Source organism: Gimesia algae (assembly GCF_007746795.1).
GTDB lineage: Bacteria > Planctomycetota > Planctomycetia > Planctomycetales > Planctomycetaceae > Gimesia > Gimesia algae.
On sequence record NZ_CP036343.1, the window covers coordinates 1,392,401 to 1,407,051 of the forward strand.

Annotated in this window: 8 protein-coding genes; 4 read left to right on the forward strand and 4 right to left on the reverse strand. The window is 50.2% G+C overall.

Going from position 1 to position 14,651, the window contains the following annotated elements:
- Nucleotides 1-77 precede the first annotated feature (77 nt).
- The 3 genes from Pan161_RS05185 to Pan161_RS05195 all read left to right on the forward strand — a co-directional run bounded on the left by Pan161_RS05185 (nucleotide 78) and on the right by Pan161_RS05195 (nucleotide 5,888).
- Complete coding sequence (locus tag Pan161_RS05185) at nucleotides 78-2,075, forward strand: cytochrome b N-terminal domain-containing protein (protein WP_145224672.1); 1,998 nt, start codon at nucleotides 78-80, stop codon at nucleotides 2,073-2,075.
- 298 nt (nucleotides 2,076-2,373) lie between these two features.
- A complete protein-coding gene (locus Pan161_RS05190; RefSeq protein WP_145224674.1) occupies nucleotides 2,374-2,820 on the forward strand; it encodes a BlaI/MecI/CopY family transcriptional regulator in 447 nt (148 codons plus the stop codon).
- Complete coding sequence (locus Pan161_RS05195; RefSeq protein WP_145224676.1) at nucleotides 2,817-5,888, forward strand: M56 family metallopeptidase; 3,072 nt, start codon at nucleotides 2,817-2,819, stop codon at nucleotides 5,886-5,888. Before Pan161_RS05190 ends, Pan161_RS05195 begins: the two co-directional genes overlap by 4 nt.
- A 49-nt stretch (nucleotides 5,889-5,937) precedes the next feature.
- Here Pan161_RS05195 and Pan161_RS05200 read toward each other — a convergent pair whose 3' ends face one another.
- From Pan161_RS05200 to Pan161_RS05215, 4 genes are all read right to left on the reverse strand, one after another.
- Nucleotides 5,938-7,569 carry a S41 family peptidase gene (locus tag Pan161_RS05200; protein WP_197995705.1) on the reverse strand — a complete coding sequence of 544 codons (1,632 nt, stop codon included), beginning with the start codon at nucleotides 7,567-7,569 and terminating at the stop codon, nucleotides 5,938-5,940.
- A gap of 83 nt (nucleotides 7,570-7,652) precedes the next feature.
- Nucleotides 7,653-10,706 carry a PVC-type heme-binding CxxCH protein gene (locus Pan161_RS05205; protein ID WP_145224680.1) on the reverse strand — a complete coding sequence of 1,018 codons (3,054 nt, stop codon included), beginning with the start codon at nucleotides 10,704-10,706 and terminating at the stop codon, nucleotides 7,653-7,655.
- A 135-nt stretch (nucleotides 10,707-10,841) separates the two neighbouring features.
- Nucleotides 10,842-11,840 carry a DHH family phosphoesterase gene (locus Pan161_RS05210; protein WP_145224682.1) on the reverse strand — a complete coding sequence of 333 codons (999 nt, stop codon included), beginning with the start codon at nucleotides 11,838-11,840 and terminating at the stop codon, nucleotides 10,842-10,844.
- Between the two features lie 75 nt (nucleotides 11,841-11,915).
- Nucleotides 11,916-12,848, reverse strand: coding sequence for a bifunctional riboflavin kinase/FAD synthetase (locus tag Pan161_RS05215; RefSeq protein WP_232103629.1), 933 nt, complete (start codon nucleotides 12,846-12,848; stop codon nucleotides 11,916-11,918).
- Nucleotides 12,849-13,132: 284 nt separating this feature from the next.
- Between Pan161_RS05215 and Pan161_RS05220 the strand changes: the two genes are divergently transcribed.
- Complete coding sequence (locus Pan161_RS05220; RefSeq protein ID WP_145224684.1) at nucleotides 13,133-14,629, forward strand: Gfo/Idh/MocA family oxidoreductase; 1,497 nt, start codon at nucleotides 13,133-13,135, stop codon at nucleotides 14,627-14,629.
- The last annotated feature ends 22 nt before the right edge of the window (nucleotides 14,630-14,651 follow it).

Consider the following 14,651-nt stretch of genomic DNA (forward strand, 5'->3'; position numbering starts at 1 on the left):
GGGAACCTGAAGTTCGACCCTCTAACTGACAGACAAAAAAGACTCATCAATTTGATTTCCCATAGGGAGATATTTCAGTGCTGCCTCAAAAAGCCCAACAGTGGATCGATGAACGAACCGGTTACAAAAATTTCCTGCATGCGATCTTTCTGTTAAATTTCCCCACCAAACGACGCTCCCGCTGGCAATTCATCTGGGGAGGGGCACTCGTGTTGATGATGCTGGTGGAAATGGTAACCGGCGCACTTCTAATGACTGTCTACAGCCCCTCGGAAGCATCTGCCTGGGGAAGCGTGCACTTTATTGAAACTCAGGTCGATCTGGGCTGGTTTGTACGCGGGTTACATCACTACACCGCACATATGATGATCGTGGCAATTATAGTGCACATCTTTCTGGTGATCATCTCAGCCGGTTATCGCAAGCCTAAAGAATTTATCTACTGGACCAGCCTGCTGATTGGCGGCGTCATCATTGGATTGACGATTACCGGTAACCCGCTGCCCTGGGACCAGAAAGGCTACTGGTCTTATCAGATTGAAACAGGTATCGCCGGTACCATGCCGGTTATAGGTTCAACTTTACGGTCCCTGGTAGTGGGGGGAAGTGAATTCGGCAATCTGACTCTCACCCGGCTCTATACAATCCATGTGATTGTCCTGCCCGTCATCGCCATGTTGCTGTTTACGTTTCATATGGCGCTCATCCGTCGGGAACGTCTGCGGACTGCGAAAATAAAAGAAGCAGCCGATGATCCGGAAGTCGACTTTCAGCTGGATGAAGATGACCCGGTCAAAGATGAAATCACCCAACCTTACTGGCCTTACCAGACCACACGCACACTGGTGCTGACTCTGGTACTGATCGGTATCGTGATTATTCAGATGATCGTTTATCCCGCCCTCAAAAATCAGCACGTCTCAGTCGGCCATCTGGACTGGGAGGCAGATCTGCCTGCCAGCGAGATCAAACTGGAAGCTCCCGCAGACAGTTCAATCCCTTATGTCGCACGTCCTGAATGGTTTGTCCGGTTTCTGTTTGAACTGCGACATATGGTTCCTAAAGAGATGGAAGTCCTGGTGACAGCAGTACTACCCGGAGTCATTCTGGCAGTATTGTTCCTCGTTCCCTTTTACGAAAAAGTTTTGGGTGAGAAGTGGGGGCAGCGGGTCGCCATCATTGTCTATGTCGGTGGTTTACTCATTATCTCTGGTATCAGCTGGTATGGCGTTAAGATGGAACGCAGCGCACCAAACTACGCTCTGAATCGGTCACAGGAAGTCGCTTATGCAGCCCGGGCTTCCTGGTTGGCCAGCCAGAATGGTGTTCCCCCTGAAGGTCCCGACTTCCTGCTGAGGAACGATCCCAAATCGATGGGGCCCCTGATTTTCGCACGGCACTGTGGTATCTGCCATACATGGAATGGCCATGACGGAACAGGCCACAATATCATGGAAATGAAAGATGGTAAAAAAGTCAAAGCCACTCCCCGGGCTTCCGATCTGGCAGGTTTCGCCACCACTCAATGGCTGACGGAATTTCTGATGAACCCCAGATCGCCGAAATTTTTTGGTCATGTCGGATCGACAAAAGGTGGCGACGCTATCCTCAACGGTGATATGAGCGACTGGGCAGACAGCTATGTCGGGCCGGAAGGCATTCTCACCAAAGCAGACATCGAAGCAGTGGCAGCTCTGGTAGCTCGTGAAGCAAACCGCAGAGATTTTAAACCGCTGAGTGAAGAAGTTGTTAAGCGAGGCATCTCAGTCTTCAGTGGTATCGACTTCAAAGATAAATCAGGCAAGGTCGCTGAATTTTATGGCTACTGTGCTCAGTGTCACGCGATGAAAGCAGGCGACCCGGAAGAAGAAGGAGGCGGTGCTGCCCCGGACTTCAACGGATACGGATCTGAAAAGTGGCTGGCTGATTTCATCCGCAAACCAGGAGCAGAACGCTTCTATGGCGACAAAAACATCATGCCTGCCTTTGAAGAATCAAAACTCTCAAAACACGACCTGAACCTGCTCGTCAAATGGATGCGCGGAGAATGGCAGCGCCCTGAACAGGAAAAATAACTTCATAGCTCCATTGATCAACGAGACACTACCAGTTTCTTCCCCGGTGACAGACGCTGGTAGACCGCTGATGTTCTTTCTTCGTGAATTCAACTCCTGATCTCACACCGACTTGTCTGGTAGAGAGATCGCATTGTTCCAGTCTGTTGAAGTCTGCTGTTGCGTCGTCAATCGTTAGCAATTTGATGCGCACACATAGCATAATCTGGTCAATCTCAAATTTTCTGCTTGCACCGTTATTACACTTGTGGTAACACTAATCCAGAACATTACTACACACGTAGTCACAAGGGATACCATGAGTCAGCGATCAGAATTACAAATCACTGAGGCAGAATGGGATGTGATGCTCAGCGTCTGGGAAGCAGACGACCAGACAGCCGGCGAAATCATCGCCCGCGTCGAACCAATTCAAAAGCGAAGTCATCGAACTGTGAGAACGCTTCTCACGCGTCTGGTCGAAAAGGGTGCAGTCACAGTGCGCATTGATGGTTCACGACATCTCTATCGTGCGGCAGTCACGCGCAATGAATGTGTTCGTCTGGCAGCCCGCTCCTTCACAGACAGATTCTTTGCCGGGGACCTGCAGTCATTATTGATCCATTTTGTCGAGAATGAAACGCTTTCCAGTGACGAAGTAGAAGAACTCAGGCAACGTTTAGATGAACGTCTCACAGAAAAGTCAGAACCGAATGCTAACCAAGCTACCAACAAATCATCTTCAAGACGGAGAAAGAAAAAATGAACTTCGATTTTGAATTGACCACGTTATGGGCACTTGTCTGGCGTGCCACCTGGCAGGCATTCGTACTGGCTGGCATCATCTTTTTCCTAACCTCGACAATGCACCGCTGGATTTCACCCAAATGGCGTGCACTACTGTGGGCTATTCCGCTAACACGACTGGCTGTACTGCTGATTCCAGCAAGCGGATTGAGTCTCTTCCATTTTCTAGAATTTGAAAAAAGAAATTCAACCCCCGCTGCCGCGGTCTCCTCCTTTGAATCGACTGCCATAGGATTCACTTCCCGCCCAGATTCGCTTCAGTCAGATCACCGGAACCCAAATACTGCGATGGCTCAAGAATACCACGCGTCGAACACTCCAGTCATTCTGCCACAAGAGTCTCAAACCAGCGTCCCCATTTCGCGTTCCGGTATTTTGGCGTTTCTCTGGCTGACTGGTTGTTGCGTTCTGCTTTGCAGATGGATCGGTTCCAAAATCATATTGGCACGCATCATCAAAAATAGTGAACTGCTCCGGGATATAGGTCTGCTTAAGCTGATTGAAGAGAGACAAAAGCGGGACAGACTCTGGTTCCCGGTTCACTGTTTCGTTACCGATGCTCATATTGGACCGTCCACTTGTGGATTCTGGCGGCCGACCATTTTGCTGCCCCAAAATTTGTGGTCAGATTTCGGCGAAGAGGAACGGCAGGCGATTGTCAACCATGAACTGGAACACATACGCCGCTGTGACGTGTTACTGCTACTCATCAGCCGTATCGCCATCACCATTCACTGGTTCAACCCGTTAGCCTATCTAATCAGCCATCGGATGCGCCGTGAAATAGAACAGGCCGTGGATTCTGCTACGGTTAAGAATTTCGATGAGCAAGCACGCCATGCTTATGGTGAGTTATTAATCCGCCTTGCCCGGCAGACACAGGGGCCAGTTGCTGCGCTCCCTATGGCGGGCAAACGTTCTGCGCTGCGTGCACGCATCAATCAGTTGGCTAATCCGGTCCGGGAGAGTCGAACCAGATCCGCTTTCGCGATTTGCGTGTTGCTGATTTTCATTGTCACAGGCTTGAGTGATGTGGCACGGACGGAAGAACAACCTGAATCGAACAAAAAGAGCCCAGCGGTCTCCACCAGACCAGAACAGCCCCCCGAGAGCAAACCACAAGACCAATACTTCGTCACAGGCACCGTTCGAGATGCGCGCACAGGTAAACCGGTTTCGGACGCAGAAATCCGAATGTTTGTCGCCTCCGAACCAGTTGTTAATCAGAGAGAAAGAAAGGGGATCACAAATGACAAAGGTCAGTATCGCATTGAAGTCCCTTTAGGAAATGTGCAAATCTGGTTTCCCACTTTAAAACCGGGGTACTGGCTCCTGCCTGAAGAATGCACGCAAGCGTTAGTCACGACGGCTGAAAATCCCGTGCTGGAACACAACATCAAAGCCCAATCGGGCCCCATCTGGAATATTCATTGGAAAGGCAAGCTCAACGAACAGCAACTGAAGTTCCTGACCGCGCATCTCAAGGACCAGCCGATCCAATACCGGGTGTCCCTTGGGGAAGTGGAAGACGATGCAAAACGGGACGCCTGGCTAAAGGGAGAACCGGTCTCGTTCCAGAAAGCTTACGCCAGTTCCGTGAGCAATCTGGATCAGTCAGGTCGCGGCAAACTGACGCAAGTGGGAACGAGCGGCAAATATATTTTGACACTCGTCAATATGACAGCCGAGCTGATTGTGGAAACTGGCTTTGACAATACTCGGGTCGTCTCGCTGAAGCAGATTCCCGATACTGAAAAAACAGTGATGATCGATGCCTCGGGAAAGAAAGCCACTGTCAGTAAAGCGACCGTCACACTCACCGACGGCGTTCCTTTACTTACCTTTCAGACCGTAGCAGCGAAACCGGCTGGCTATCAGAGGCTGACCGGTCGTGTCGTGGACGAGAAAGGGAATCCACTCGCTAATGTGCGGGTCGGAGTGATCGAAGGCTTAAAGGGGGGAGGCAGTGGTGAAACGGGACAAGAAACCAAGACCACTGATGATGGAACATTCTCTATAAAACTTCCGATATATGATAACCAGGTATTTAATAATCAGCAATTTTCGGTCATGCTGACAAAAGACGGTTTCGCTGGCATGGACTCAGAAATCGTGGAAGCCAAAAAGGATTTCTCCCCCATCAACTTCAAGACACTCACGCTCCAACCGGGCCACACACTTTCGATCCGCGTTCTGGACGAAAAGGAACAGCCCCTGGCGGGAGCAATACTGGAACCCGGTAATGATTATGCTTTGAGGCGCCAGATCACCCGGACTGACTCTGCTGGCCGGGGTCTATTAAAAAACTTACCGAGTGGAGTAGTTCAAGTCTCCGTCCACTGGGGCACGAAAATCAAATGGACCAATCTGGTGATCAGCAAAAACCAGTCTAAAAATCAGGAAGTTACGATTCATGTCAATGAGTTCGTACCTGCTACCACATCCAAGGTAGAAAAATCCAAACCGCTGGCCGTCGGTCAGATTGCCCCTGAGTGGGATATTGCGGAGTGGTCAGATGGACAAACCCGTAAACTCTCCGACTTTCGCGGTCAGGTGGTAGTACTTGATTTCTGGGGTCTCCGCTGCAGTGGCTGCGTCGCTTCCATTCCTGCACAGAAACGACTGGCACAGAAATACAGAGCGCAAGGCGTTATCTTCCTGGGCATCCACACAGCGGATGGAGAAATGAGCCAGATCAAAAAGCTGAAACAGAGTGAGCAGTGGACAATCCCAACGGGAATTGATCAAGGAACCTCAATTCTGGATAGCGAGACGGGAAAGAAATATGGCGTGCAAGGATATCCGGCACTGATTGTCATCAATCCGGAAGGCCAGATCACATTTCGCAGCGATGTCAATCCTCCGGGGGATCGTGAAGCTTTCATGAAAACCCTGGCCGAAGCGAGCGGCGTGAAATGGCCGCCCGCGGAGAATGCCACTCAAGCTGAGATGATAGAAATCATGAACCAACTTCAATTTACAATACTGAGCCAGGAAATAGACCGCGTACTGAAAACGAAAAAATAAGAGTTCCTCTCATTGCGGTAGATGCGATATTCACCATCCGCTTTGAATCTCATTTGCGCGGGATCAGCGCCTCATCAGAGCCACTCGGCTGATTTTCAGATGGTTTTCTCAGTCTTTGTAACGCAGCGGACAGAACTGGATCACTGGATTTCGTAAAGTCATCAGGAGTGGTCTTTACTTTAATATCCGGTTGAACTCCCACCGTCTCAAACGGTTTTCCAGACACGTCATAAGCGATCCAGCGGGGAAGATTGACCATAATGCCCGCTCCCGCATCAATCCTCCGTGGATTACCGCTGGATCCTGCCGTCCGGTCTCCCATCGTTGTCACGGTGGGGCACTCAGCCAGCATCAGTGCAAAGGCTTCCGCGGAACTCATTGTTTTTTCGCCCTGAAGTACGATCACGGGCGCTCGGTAGTACCAGTCTTTACTGGGAGTCAAACTCCGTTTTTGCATGGAACCCAGGTCACTGTGTTGAGGTCCATTACGATATTGATGCATGGCGTAGAGACAGGGCTGATCTAAAAAGTAACCTGCCATTTTCTGCCCCAGCGGTTCGGCTCCTCCACCATTCGCACGAATATCCAGAACCAGGCCGCGCGTGTCCTGCATCTGTTTCAGAACGGATTCAAACTCCTCCGGAAGTGCCTGATTCGAGAGGTTGTCAACAGCGATATAACCAATCTTGTCTTCTGTGCGCCCCCAGCGCATGCCTTTGACCTGGTTGATTTCTCCAATCAGATGCGCTGCTGCTGCAGGACTCGCATTAAAATGCCGCTCGCGGTTGAACCCTTTCATATAGGTTCCCTCCACCTGCACAAAGACATGCAGATCTTTCAGGTGCGCGAGCATCTCACTAAGGACATCAGCCAGTTCACGATTGTTTTTCGCGCCGACTGCCTGAGGGCGATACTGGTCTCGCAACTTCTTCCAGTTGACCTCCGGTTTAATCACAAACATCGCATACTCCTGATCAAAGGAGTTCCAGACTTTGTCGAAGATAGCGGCTCCGTCCCCAGGCTTAAATGGGACCGCGACGGGCAGCGTCCGTTGGCGAAATGCATCGACATACTTTACGGTTTGTTTATCGGTGTCAAGCACATAGAAACGTCGTACTCCTTCTTTGGTTTCGAGATCGACAATGAGGGATTCTCGAAGTGGCACCATTGGCTTCCCCCCCTGATGCCAGCTTGATCGCATCTTATGTCTGGCCAGAGCAACCGCCTGTTCGATCCATTTTGAATCTCCCTGCTTTGTCACAGTGTCGGCAGGAAACAGTTCTCCCACTCGTGCCGGATGAAATCGCAACCAGAGACTGGTGACATGTTCCCCTTTGCCTGCGCCCGCTATTACAATTTCCCCTGGAGTCTCGGGAAAAACAGCCGCCCATAGCACATTCCTGCCGTGCCTGCCCAATACAACCTGAGAGGGCCCGAGTTGGATCGCGAATTTATCTGCCAATTTCAAATCAAACGAAGAGAGACTCCAGACATCCTCTTGTGTCGTCGTCGAATCGTAACTGCGAGGCTGCTTCGAATACTCCAGACTGGCAGGATACTTCGTGCCGAGATCTTCGGCAGACGCGGTCGAGATCGTCAGGAAAACCATTAGCGGCACAGCACAACAGAAGAATACGTTTCTCGCTTGAAACATCACACAATTAATAGCACGCCCGGTCATCACGCTTTCCTTCCACATCGTAGAATAAGAATTCGAGATTATTATTTCAGTGTGCCTGCGATTTCAAACTTTCATACCACACTTCAAGGGCCCGTTGTCGCGGATGCCACAGGTGGTTTGACTTGTGTATTACCAGCAAGGTAGGCAATCAGATCCGCAAGCTGCTCTTCGCTCAGTTGATCGAGTTGTCCCTCCGGCATCAGGGACAGCTTGGAAGCAGTCATCTCGTCGATCTGCTGGCGGTCGAGCACGAGCAATTCATTCTGTGTCTGTAATGACAGCTGTTTATCAGTCTTTCTGACAACGTTCCCATTCAGCACACGACCATCGGTGAGAGCAACCACTACCATTTCATAGCCTTTGGGAATCAAAGCAGAGGGGTCCACCATGTTCTCCAGTAGATAATCCATATTGGCCCGATTCGCTCCCGTCAGATCAGGACCGATCTGACCTCCGGTTCCAAACAAACGATGACATTTCGCACAGGTTTTTTCGTAAAGTGCTCGACCATGAATACGATCTGCTTTTCCCAGTCGTTCCGCCGTCAACAGGATCTTGTACTTCTCAATCTGTGCCCGTTTCTTTTCGGGAGTTTCGCGTGCCTGTCCCCAGACCTGATTCAGTTTTTCAACAACATCCTTGTCCTGAAAATTGCGTAGCTGACGCACATGAAATGCAGAGATATCCTCCTGGGGTACCTGTTTTTTATCGATGGCGGTCAGCAGCAGCAGAGCATATTCCTTACGACTGCAAACGGTATCAAGCAGAACCTGACGCCCCTCATGTTTAATACTGCGGTAGCGTCCCAGCATGCGTTGAATCGTCTGGGGATCATGAAATCGTGACAGTCCCCGAAACGCCAATGGCTGCAGCTCAGTCGTATATACCGATTTCTGAATGATAGACAGCAGGTCTTTGTCCTGAGAACTGTTCAATAAGGTTTCTAATGCCTGGTAACGGCTTTTCATGGACTGCTCTGAATCAACGGCGATCTGTTTGAGCGCATCCATGGTCTGTCCATCACCAAAAACGACAGATAATTCTGTAATCTGATTCTGCAATTCTTTGGAATCGGTCTTGGAAGTCGCCTGTTTAAATGCCTGCCAGTTCTCTGGTGCCTGTGCTTTTAAGCGTCCCTGCAAAGCAGCCTGAATTCCGGCTAACAGATCCTGCTGCTTTGCAGAGTCTTTTGTTTCGATGGCCTGCTGGATCAGCTGTACCACATACTCTGGATGCTGATCAATGTCTTCCGTCAGGCGACGTGCCACCAGTTGTCGCACCAGTGGTCGTGTGGCACGACCGAGAAACTTTAATGCGGATTCACTTTCGCTCATGACAGCGGGTTCAATTCCATACCAGAGCATCAGTGTAAAATTACGGTCTTCGGTATCCTGATGATTCTGATCGAGAGCAGCAGCAATTTCCCAACAGTGCTGCGGTGACAGCGACTGCATCGCCGATGCCAGATAGAGTCGTACCAGACCGGAAGAATCAGTGCGTGCTAACTGAGAAAGTTTCTTTACCGCCTGAGCAGAAACTTTGTCGTCATCAACCAGGTAGCGAATCGCCCAGATGCGAACGTGCTCACTGGGATCATTCAATTGCTCCGTCAACCAGGCATCATTCACTTGATTCGTACAGTAGAGCGTCCACATGGCACGCAGACGCCGGGAAACCTCTTGGGAGGTATTATAGATGTTCAACAATTCGGCTTTCGGCTGACTCCCGTTGCCTGCCACTGCCGCACGTTCCATCAGAATCCGGCGGGCATGACGGACATACCAGTCATTCGGATGCAGCTGTAACCCGACAAGTTCACTGTCAGACAACTGATTCAGATCCAGCTTTTCAGGTTGTGCAACATCTCCATACGAAATTTTGTAGATCCGGCCACTCGTCCGATGCACTCCGTCATGGTCATGACATTCTCCCAAATCAGCCCAGTCAGTGAGATAGACACTGCCATCGGGACCATATTTTAATTCGGTGCCGCGAAACCAGTCTGATCCGGTCAACAGAAAATCGGGACGGTGTGTCCCCACATAGCCCGAGCCTTCTCGCTCCAGCGCATCGTTATTCACACGATGTCCATGCGTGTTGCACAAGAACAGGGAATTGCGATATTTTTGAGGCCAGCTGTCACCCAGGTAAATCATGCCACCACAATGACTGTGTCCGCCTCCCAGTTTTCCGTGAACACCGGAAGTATCCCGGGAATCAGTCCATTTTCCTGAAGAGCTGTCCCAGTGATCGTGGTCCGCACACTTTGTCATCAGTTCATAAACATAAGGATTAGGATCGCTGCCATGTCCTGACATCCGAATATAGTGAGAGCCGGGAATCATATGCCAGAGGTGACCATTCACATTATTCGTGAAAAACATCTGGCCATATTCGTCATAGTCGAAGCCCCAGGGATTAGTCGTACCGGAGCTGACTTCTTCAATTTTATGACTGACAGGGTGATAGCGCCAGATACCACAATGAATCAGCGTGCGGTCTGCAGGCACCGTCTCGGGAGTACCAACGAGTGAGGAGTCCGTGATTCCGTGACGACCATATAACCAGCCATCAGGCCCCCAGGTCAAACCGCTTACAATATTGTGCCGGATTGTTTTATAGTTCCAGCCTTCGAGTAGAACCTGCGGTTTCCCGTCGGGAACATCGTCGTGGTTTTTGTCTTCGTAGTAGCGTAATTCTCCGCGGCACAAAGCCCAGACTCCACTAGACCCCACGGTCACACTGGTTAAAGGTCCCGGTCCCTGCCAGAAGATTTTCCGCTGATCCATTTTGCCATCACCATCGGTATCTTCCAGAATGACAATCCGATCTTCATACTGATCATCAAAGGTACCGCGTTCATAGCTGAAACATTCGGCAACCCAGAGCCGTCCCCGATCATCGATCTCAAATCCGATCGGCTGATGCACATCAGGTTCACTGGCAAACACAGTCACCTTGAATCCTTCGGGAACCGTCATGTTTTTCACTGTCTGTTCCGGCGAGGTGGCAATATCTTTGGGATCTTGCGTATTGCGAATCGGGCTCTCGGCCACACAGAAATCGCCCGGTAAGCTCAGAATTGAGTAACAGGTAAACAGGCAGATCAAAAATCGGAGTTGGTCGTGAAAGCGCATCGATCACCCTCTAAGTCAAAATGGACATCCAGATATTAATAGATATCACTTATGCTATAACAGGCTAAGACCAAGAGCAATCAAATCAGGAAAATAGTTTCAGCAAAACAGTACAAAGAGCAGAGGACTGTTTTTTTATTTTTCGAGAGTGTCAAACATCTCACGAAATTTCCCGAGAACTTTTGTGACAGCGGAAGAGAGGGGACCGTTCAACATGGCGCCAGAAGCCTGGCGGTGTCCGCCACCTCCAAACGATTCGGCAACTTTAGAAACATCCCAGGTGGTGCGGCTGCGAAAACTGATTTTCACTTGCCGACTGCGCTGTTCCACAGCAATAAATGCCGCCTGAGTCCCCGCCAGTGTCAGACAATAGTTGACGAGCCCTTCCGTATCAACGGGCGTGGTGCCCGTCGCGCTGAAGTCTTCACAACTGACGACCGTATAAGCCAGCAGACCATCGAAGTCAGTCTGCACCTGCCCCAGCACACGCCCCATCAATTTTAGCTGGGGCAAGTTATTCTGTTCATAGAGTAGCTCATAAATCTGATGTGGTTCCGCCCCTGCTTTGATGAGCTCACTGATAATTTGCATGGTATAGGCAGTAGTGGAAGGGAACCGAAACCAGCCCGTATCCGTAGCAATTGCTGCATACAGCAATGTCGCGATCTCAGGATTCAGGCTGCAGTTTAAAGCACGTCCCAGATCATACACCAGACAGCCAGTGGCAGGGGAGGTGACGTCTTTGAATTCTTCCGCCCCCAGAGAATCTGAGCTGACATGGTGATCAATAATGACTTTTTTTGAATTTGTTTTTCGATAGAAATTGGCCAGACCAGGCAGTTGAGACCAGGCGCTGGTATCAAGCACAATGTGAACCTCGGCCCATTCAAATTCTGCGGTTGAAACTCCATCACCAACGTAACGGACTTCATGTTCCTGAACCAGAAAATCCATACTCTTGGGATGAGCTGAAGGATTGATGACCCGAACTTCTTTTCCCAGTTCCTTGAGAAAACAAGCCAGCGCCAGTTCCGATCCCAGCGCATCGGCATCGGGCCGGACATGACAGGAGAGCAGAAATTTCTGATGTGCATGAATCAGTTCACAGAGGGGGGCCCAGTTAATCGTACTCATTCATTTTTCCTGCTCTGCGAATTCATGCTGCTACCAGTGACTGGTTTCACTTTGTTAACTGGCCATCTTAGCGCATTATTGTAAATCTATCCATTGACTGGCCAGTTTTTTTGCTGATTCGACATCAATCAGAAGTTGCGATTTGAGGGCGTCCGTATCGGCAAACGTTTGAGTTCCCCGCAATCGATCCAGAAACTGGACCTGCAGGATCTGTCCGTAAATATCCTCAGAAAAACCAATCAAATGTACTTCGACCTTGGTTTCATCTTGTTGAAATGTCGGGTTTCCCCCAATATGAATGGCGGCCGGGTATTGCTTGCCTGCGATCTCCCCGACTCCGCAATAGACGCCATCTGCGGGAATCAGTGTTTTAATTTCGGTGAGATTCGCCGTAGGAAAACCCAGCATGCGCCCCCGTTCAGCACCATGCCCGACCGTGCCCGTAATCTGATAAAGACGTCCCAGCATTCGGGTCGCCTCTCCGATGTCTCCCTCTTGAATGGATTTGCGGACTTCAGAAGAGGAGATCATACGCGATCCACAAACGGTTGGCTCGACCACTTTGAAAAACATCCCCGCCTGATCACACAGTTGACCTAATAAAGTGACGTCTCCTGCCCGGTTTTTGCCAAAGTAAAAATTGGGGCCTTCCACCATGCCTTTGGCCTGCAGTTGATCACACAGGACCTGTTGAAAGAACTCTTCCGCTGTCAGATTCAGTAATGCCCGATCGGTGGGATAAGCAATCACACAATCAACGCCCAGTCCTTGCAGAACCTCCGCACGTTGCTCAATCGTCATTAACTCTGGGGGAGCATGTTCGGGCCGCAATAGATGAATCGGGTGGGGATCAAAGGTAAAAACAATCGCAGGTATTTTTTGTGTTCGAGCATGCAGAACTAATGTTAGAATCATCAACTGATGCCCTCGATGCACTCCATCGAAGTTACCAATTGAGACCATGCCTCCCTGACACTCGCCAAAACCTGCTAATTCACGTATTAACACCACTTAACCCAACAATTTATTGTCTTTATTTAGAAAAACACTCCGGCCAGTACTCGGTTCTGTCTGTATCAGTTGAATCGGCAACAATCCAGAAAATGTAGAGTGTTAAGTACCATCTGGTCCATAATATTGCTACTATTGAGCGTAGGGAAAGCAGTTTCCTTCTCCTTCCCCCATGAGCGCTTGAAGGTACGCGCCTGCGAACCTGAAACGCATTTGGTATCACCGACCATTGATACCATCCAGTAACTGTCACACTTTATTATATCACTGGAGATAACGAAATGGATCAAAGCCCCATCAATCGAAGAGATTTCCTGAAAACCTCAGGAAACACGGCCGTCGCTGCCAGTGCGATCGCCGGACTGGCTTCCGCCCCCGCTTTCGGAGCCGGAAACAGCAATGAAGCAATCCGCATCGCATTTATCGGTCCTGGTGGTCGTGGATTTGGTGCCCATGTCAAAAAGCTGGTGCAGCTGAAAAAAGATGGCATGAACATTGAACTGGTCGCTGTTTCTGATGTGTATTCAGAACATCGGGACCGCACTGCCAATTATATCAAAAAAGAGCTGGGTAATGACGTCACTGCCTACGTCGATTACCGCGACATGCTTGAAAAAGAAAAACTGGATGCCGTCTGTATCGGAACTCCCGACCACTGGCACGCCAAGCAGACAATCGACTCAATGAACGCCGGTCTGAATGTCTACTGTGAAAAACCAATGACCAAGAAAGTCGAAGAAGCTCTGGAAGTCGTCGAAACCTGGAAAAAAACCGGCAAAATCATGCAGGTCGGCGTGCAGTCCACAAGTCTCCCTGTCTGGGATGATGTACGGGCCCGTCTGCAGGACGGACAACTGGGTAAAGTGCTTCAGTTCCAGACCGAATACTTCCGCAACTCTTCCATGGGCCAGTGGCGGTACTATGCTCTGAAAAAAGAGATGAACCCACAGAACATCGACTGGAACCTCTGGCTCGGAACCAAAGAAGGTCTGGCCGAATATCAGCCATTCGACCGTGCCGTTTATGCACAATGGCGTCGCTTCTGGCCATTCGGATCCGGCATGTTTACCGACCTGTTCGTGCACAGAACAACTGCGATGCTCAAAGCAACCGGTCTGCGTTATCCCGGTCGCGTTGTCGGAGCAGGGGGTCTGTACCTGGAATATGACGGCCGCGACGTTCCTGATGTAGCGACTGTCGCTGCTGACTTCAACGAAGGAGTCCAGGGGCTGGTGAACGCCACCATGTGTAACCAGGAAACACGCATCAAACAGATCATCCGCGGACATAATGGTTCGTTTGTCTTTGGTAACGGCGAAGGGTTCGACGGATATGATTTCATTCCCGAACGACCTCAGGTGACTCGAGACAGTTCGCTGAAACAGCAGCGGATCGATGTCGCTCAGATCAAAGACACGACCTACGCTCACTTCAAGAACTGGGTCGAAGCAATGCAGGCCAATGATCAAAGCAAGTGTAACAACCCACCTGATCTGGGTGCTGCAGCAATCGCAGTGGTCAACATGGGATCAAACAGCTATCGCAATGGTAAGGTGTACCACTTCGATGCCGATTCCCATGCCATAACCGAAGGCGACGGCAGTTGGTCGAAAAAATGGGAAGCCATGTCTGAAGCCAGACAGAAACCCAAACACATTCCTGGCTGGAAAGCCGGCGATAAAGGAAGTGTGCTGGAAGAGCCCAGCTACATGACTCTCGCTGGTCCCTGGGTCGATGGGAAACCCCCGAAAAACGATCCTAATTCCAACGCAGGTTAACCCCTGTCTCTGACTCTTCACA

Excerpts from the sequence above, each read along its gene's own strand:
- Pan161_RS05195 (WP_145224676.1), top strand. The coding sequence starts at position 2,817 with ATGAACTTCGATTTTGAATTGACCACGTTATGGGCACTTGTCTGGCGT.
- Pan161_RS05190 (WP_145224674.1), top strand. The coding sequence starts at position 2,374 with ATGAGTCAGCGATCAGAATTACAAATCACTGAGGCAGAATGGGATGTG.
- Pan161_RS05200 (WP_197995705.1), bottom strand. The coding sequence starts at position 7,569 with ATGACCGGGCGTGCTATTAATTGTGTGATGTTTCAAGCGAGAAACGTA.
- Pan161_RS05210 (WP_145224682.1), bottom strand. The coding sequence starts at position 11,840 with ATGAGTACGATTAACTGGGCCCCCCTCTGTGAACTGATTCATGCACAT.
- Pan161_RS05205 (WP_145224680.1), bottom strand. The coding sequence starts at position 10,706 with ATGCGCTTTCACGACCAACTCCGATTTTTGATCTGCCTGTTTACCTGT.
- Pan161_RS05220 (WP_145224684.1), top strand. The coding sequence starts at position 13,133 with ATGGATCAAAGCCCCATCAATCGAAGAGATTTCCTGAAAACCTCAGGA.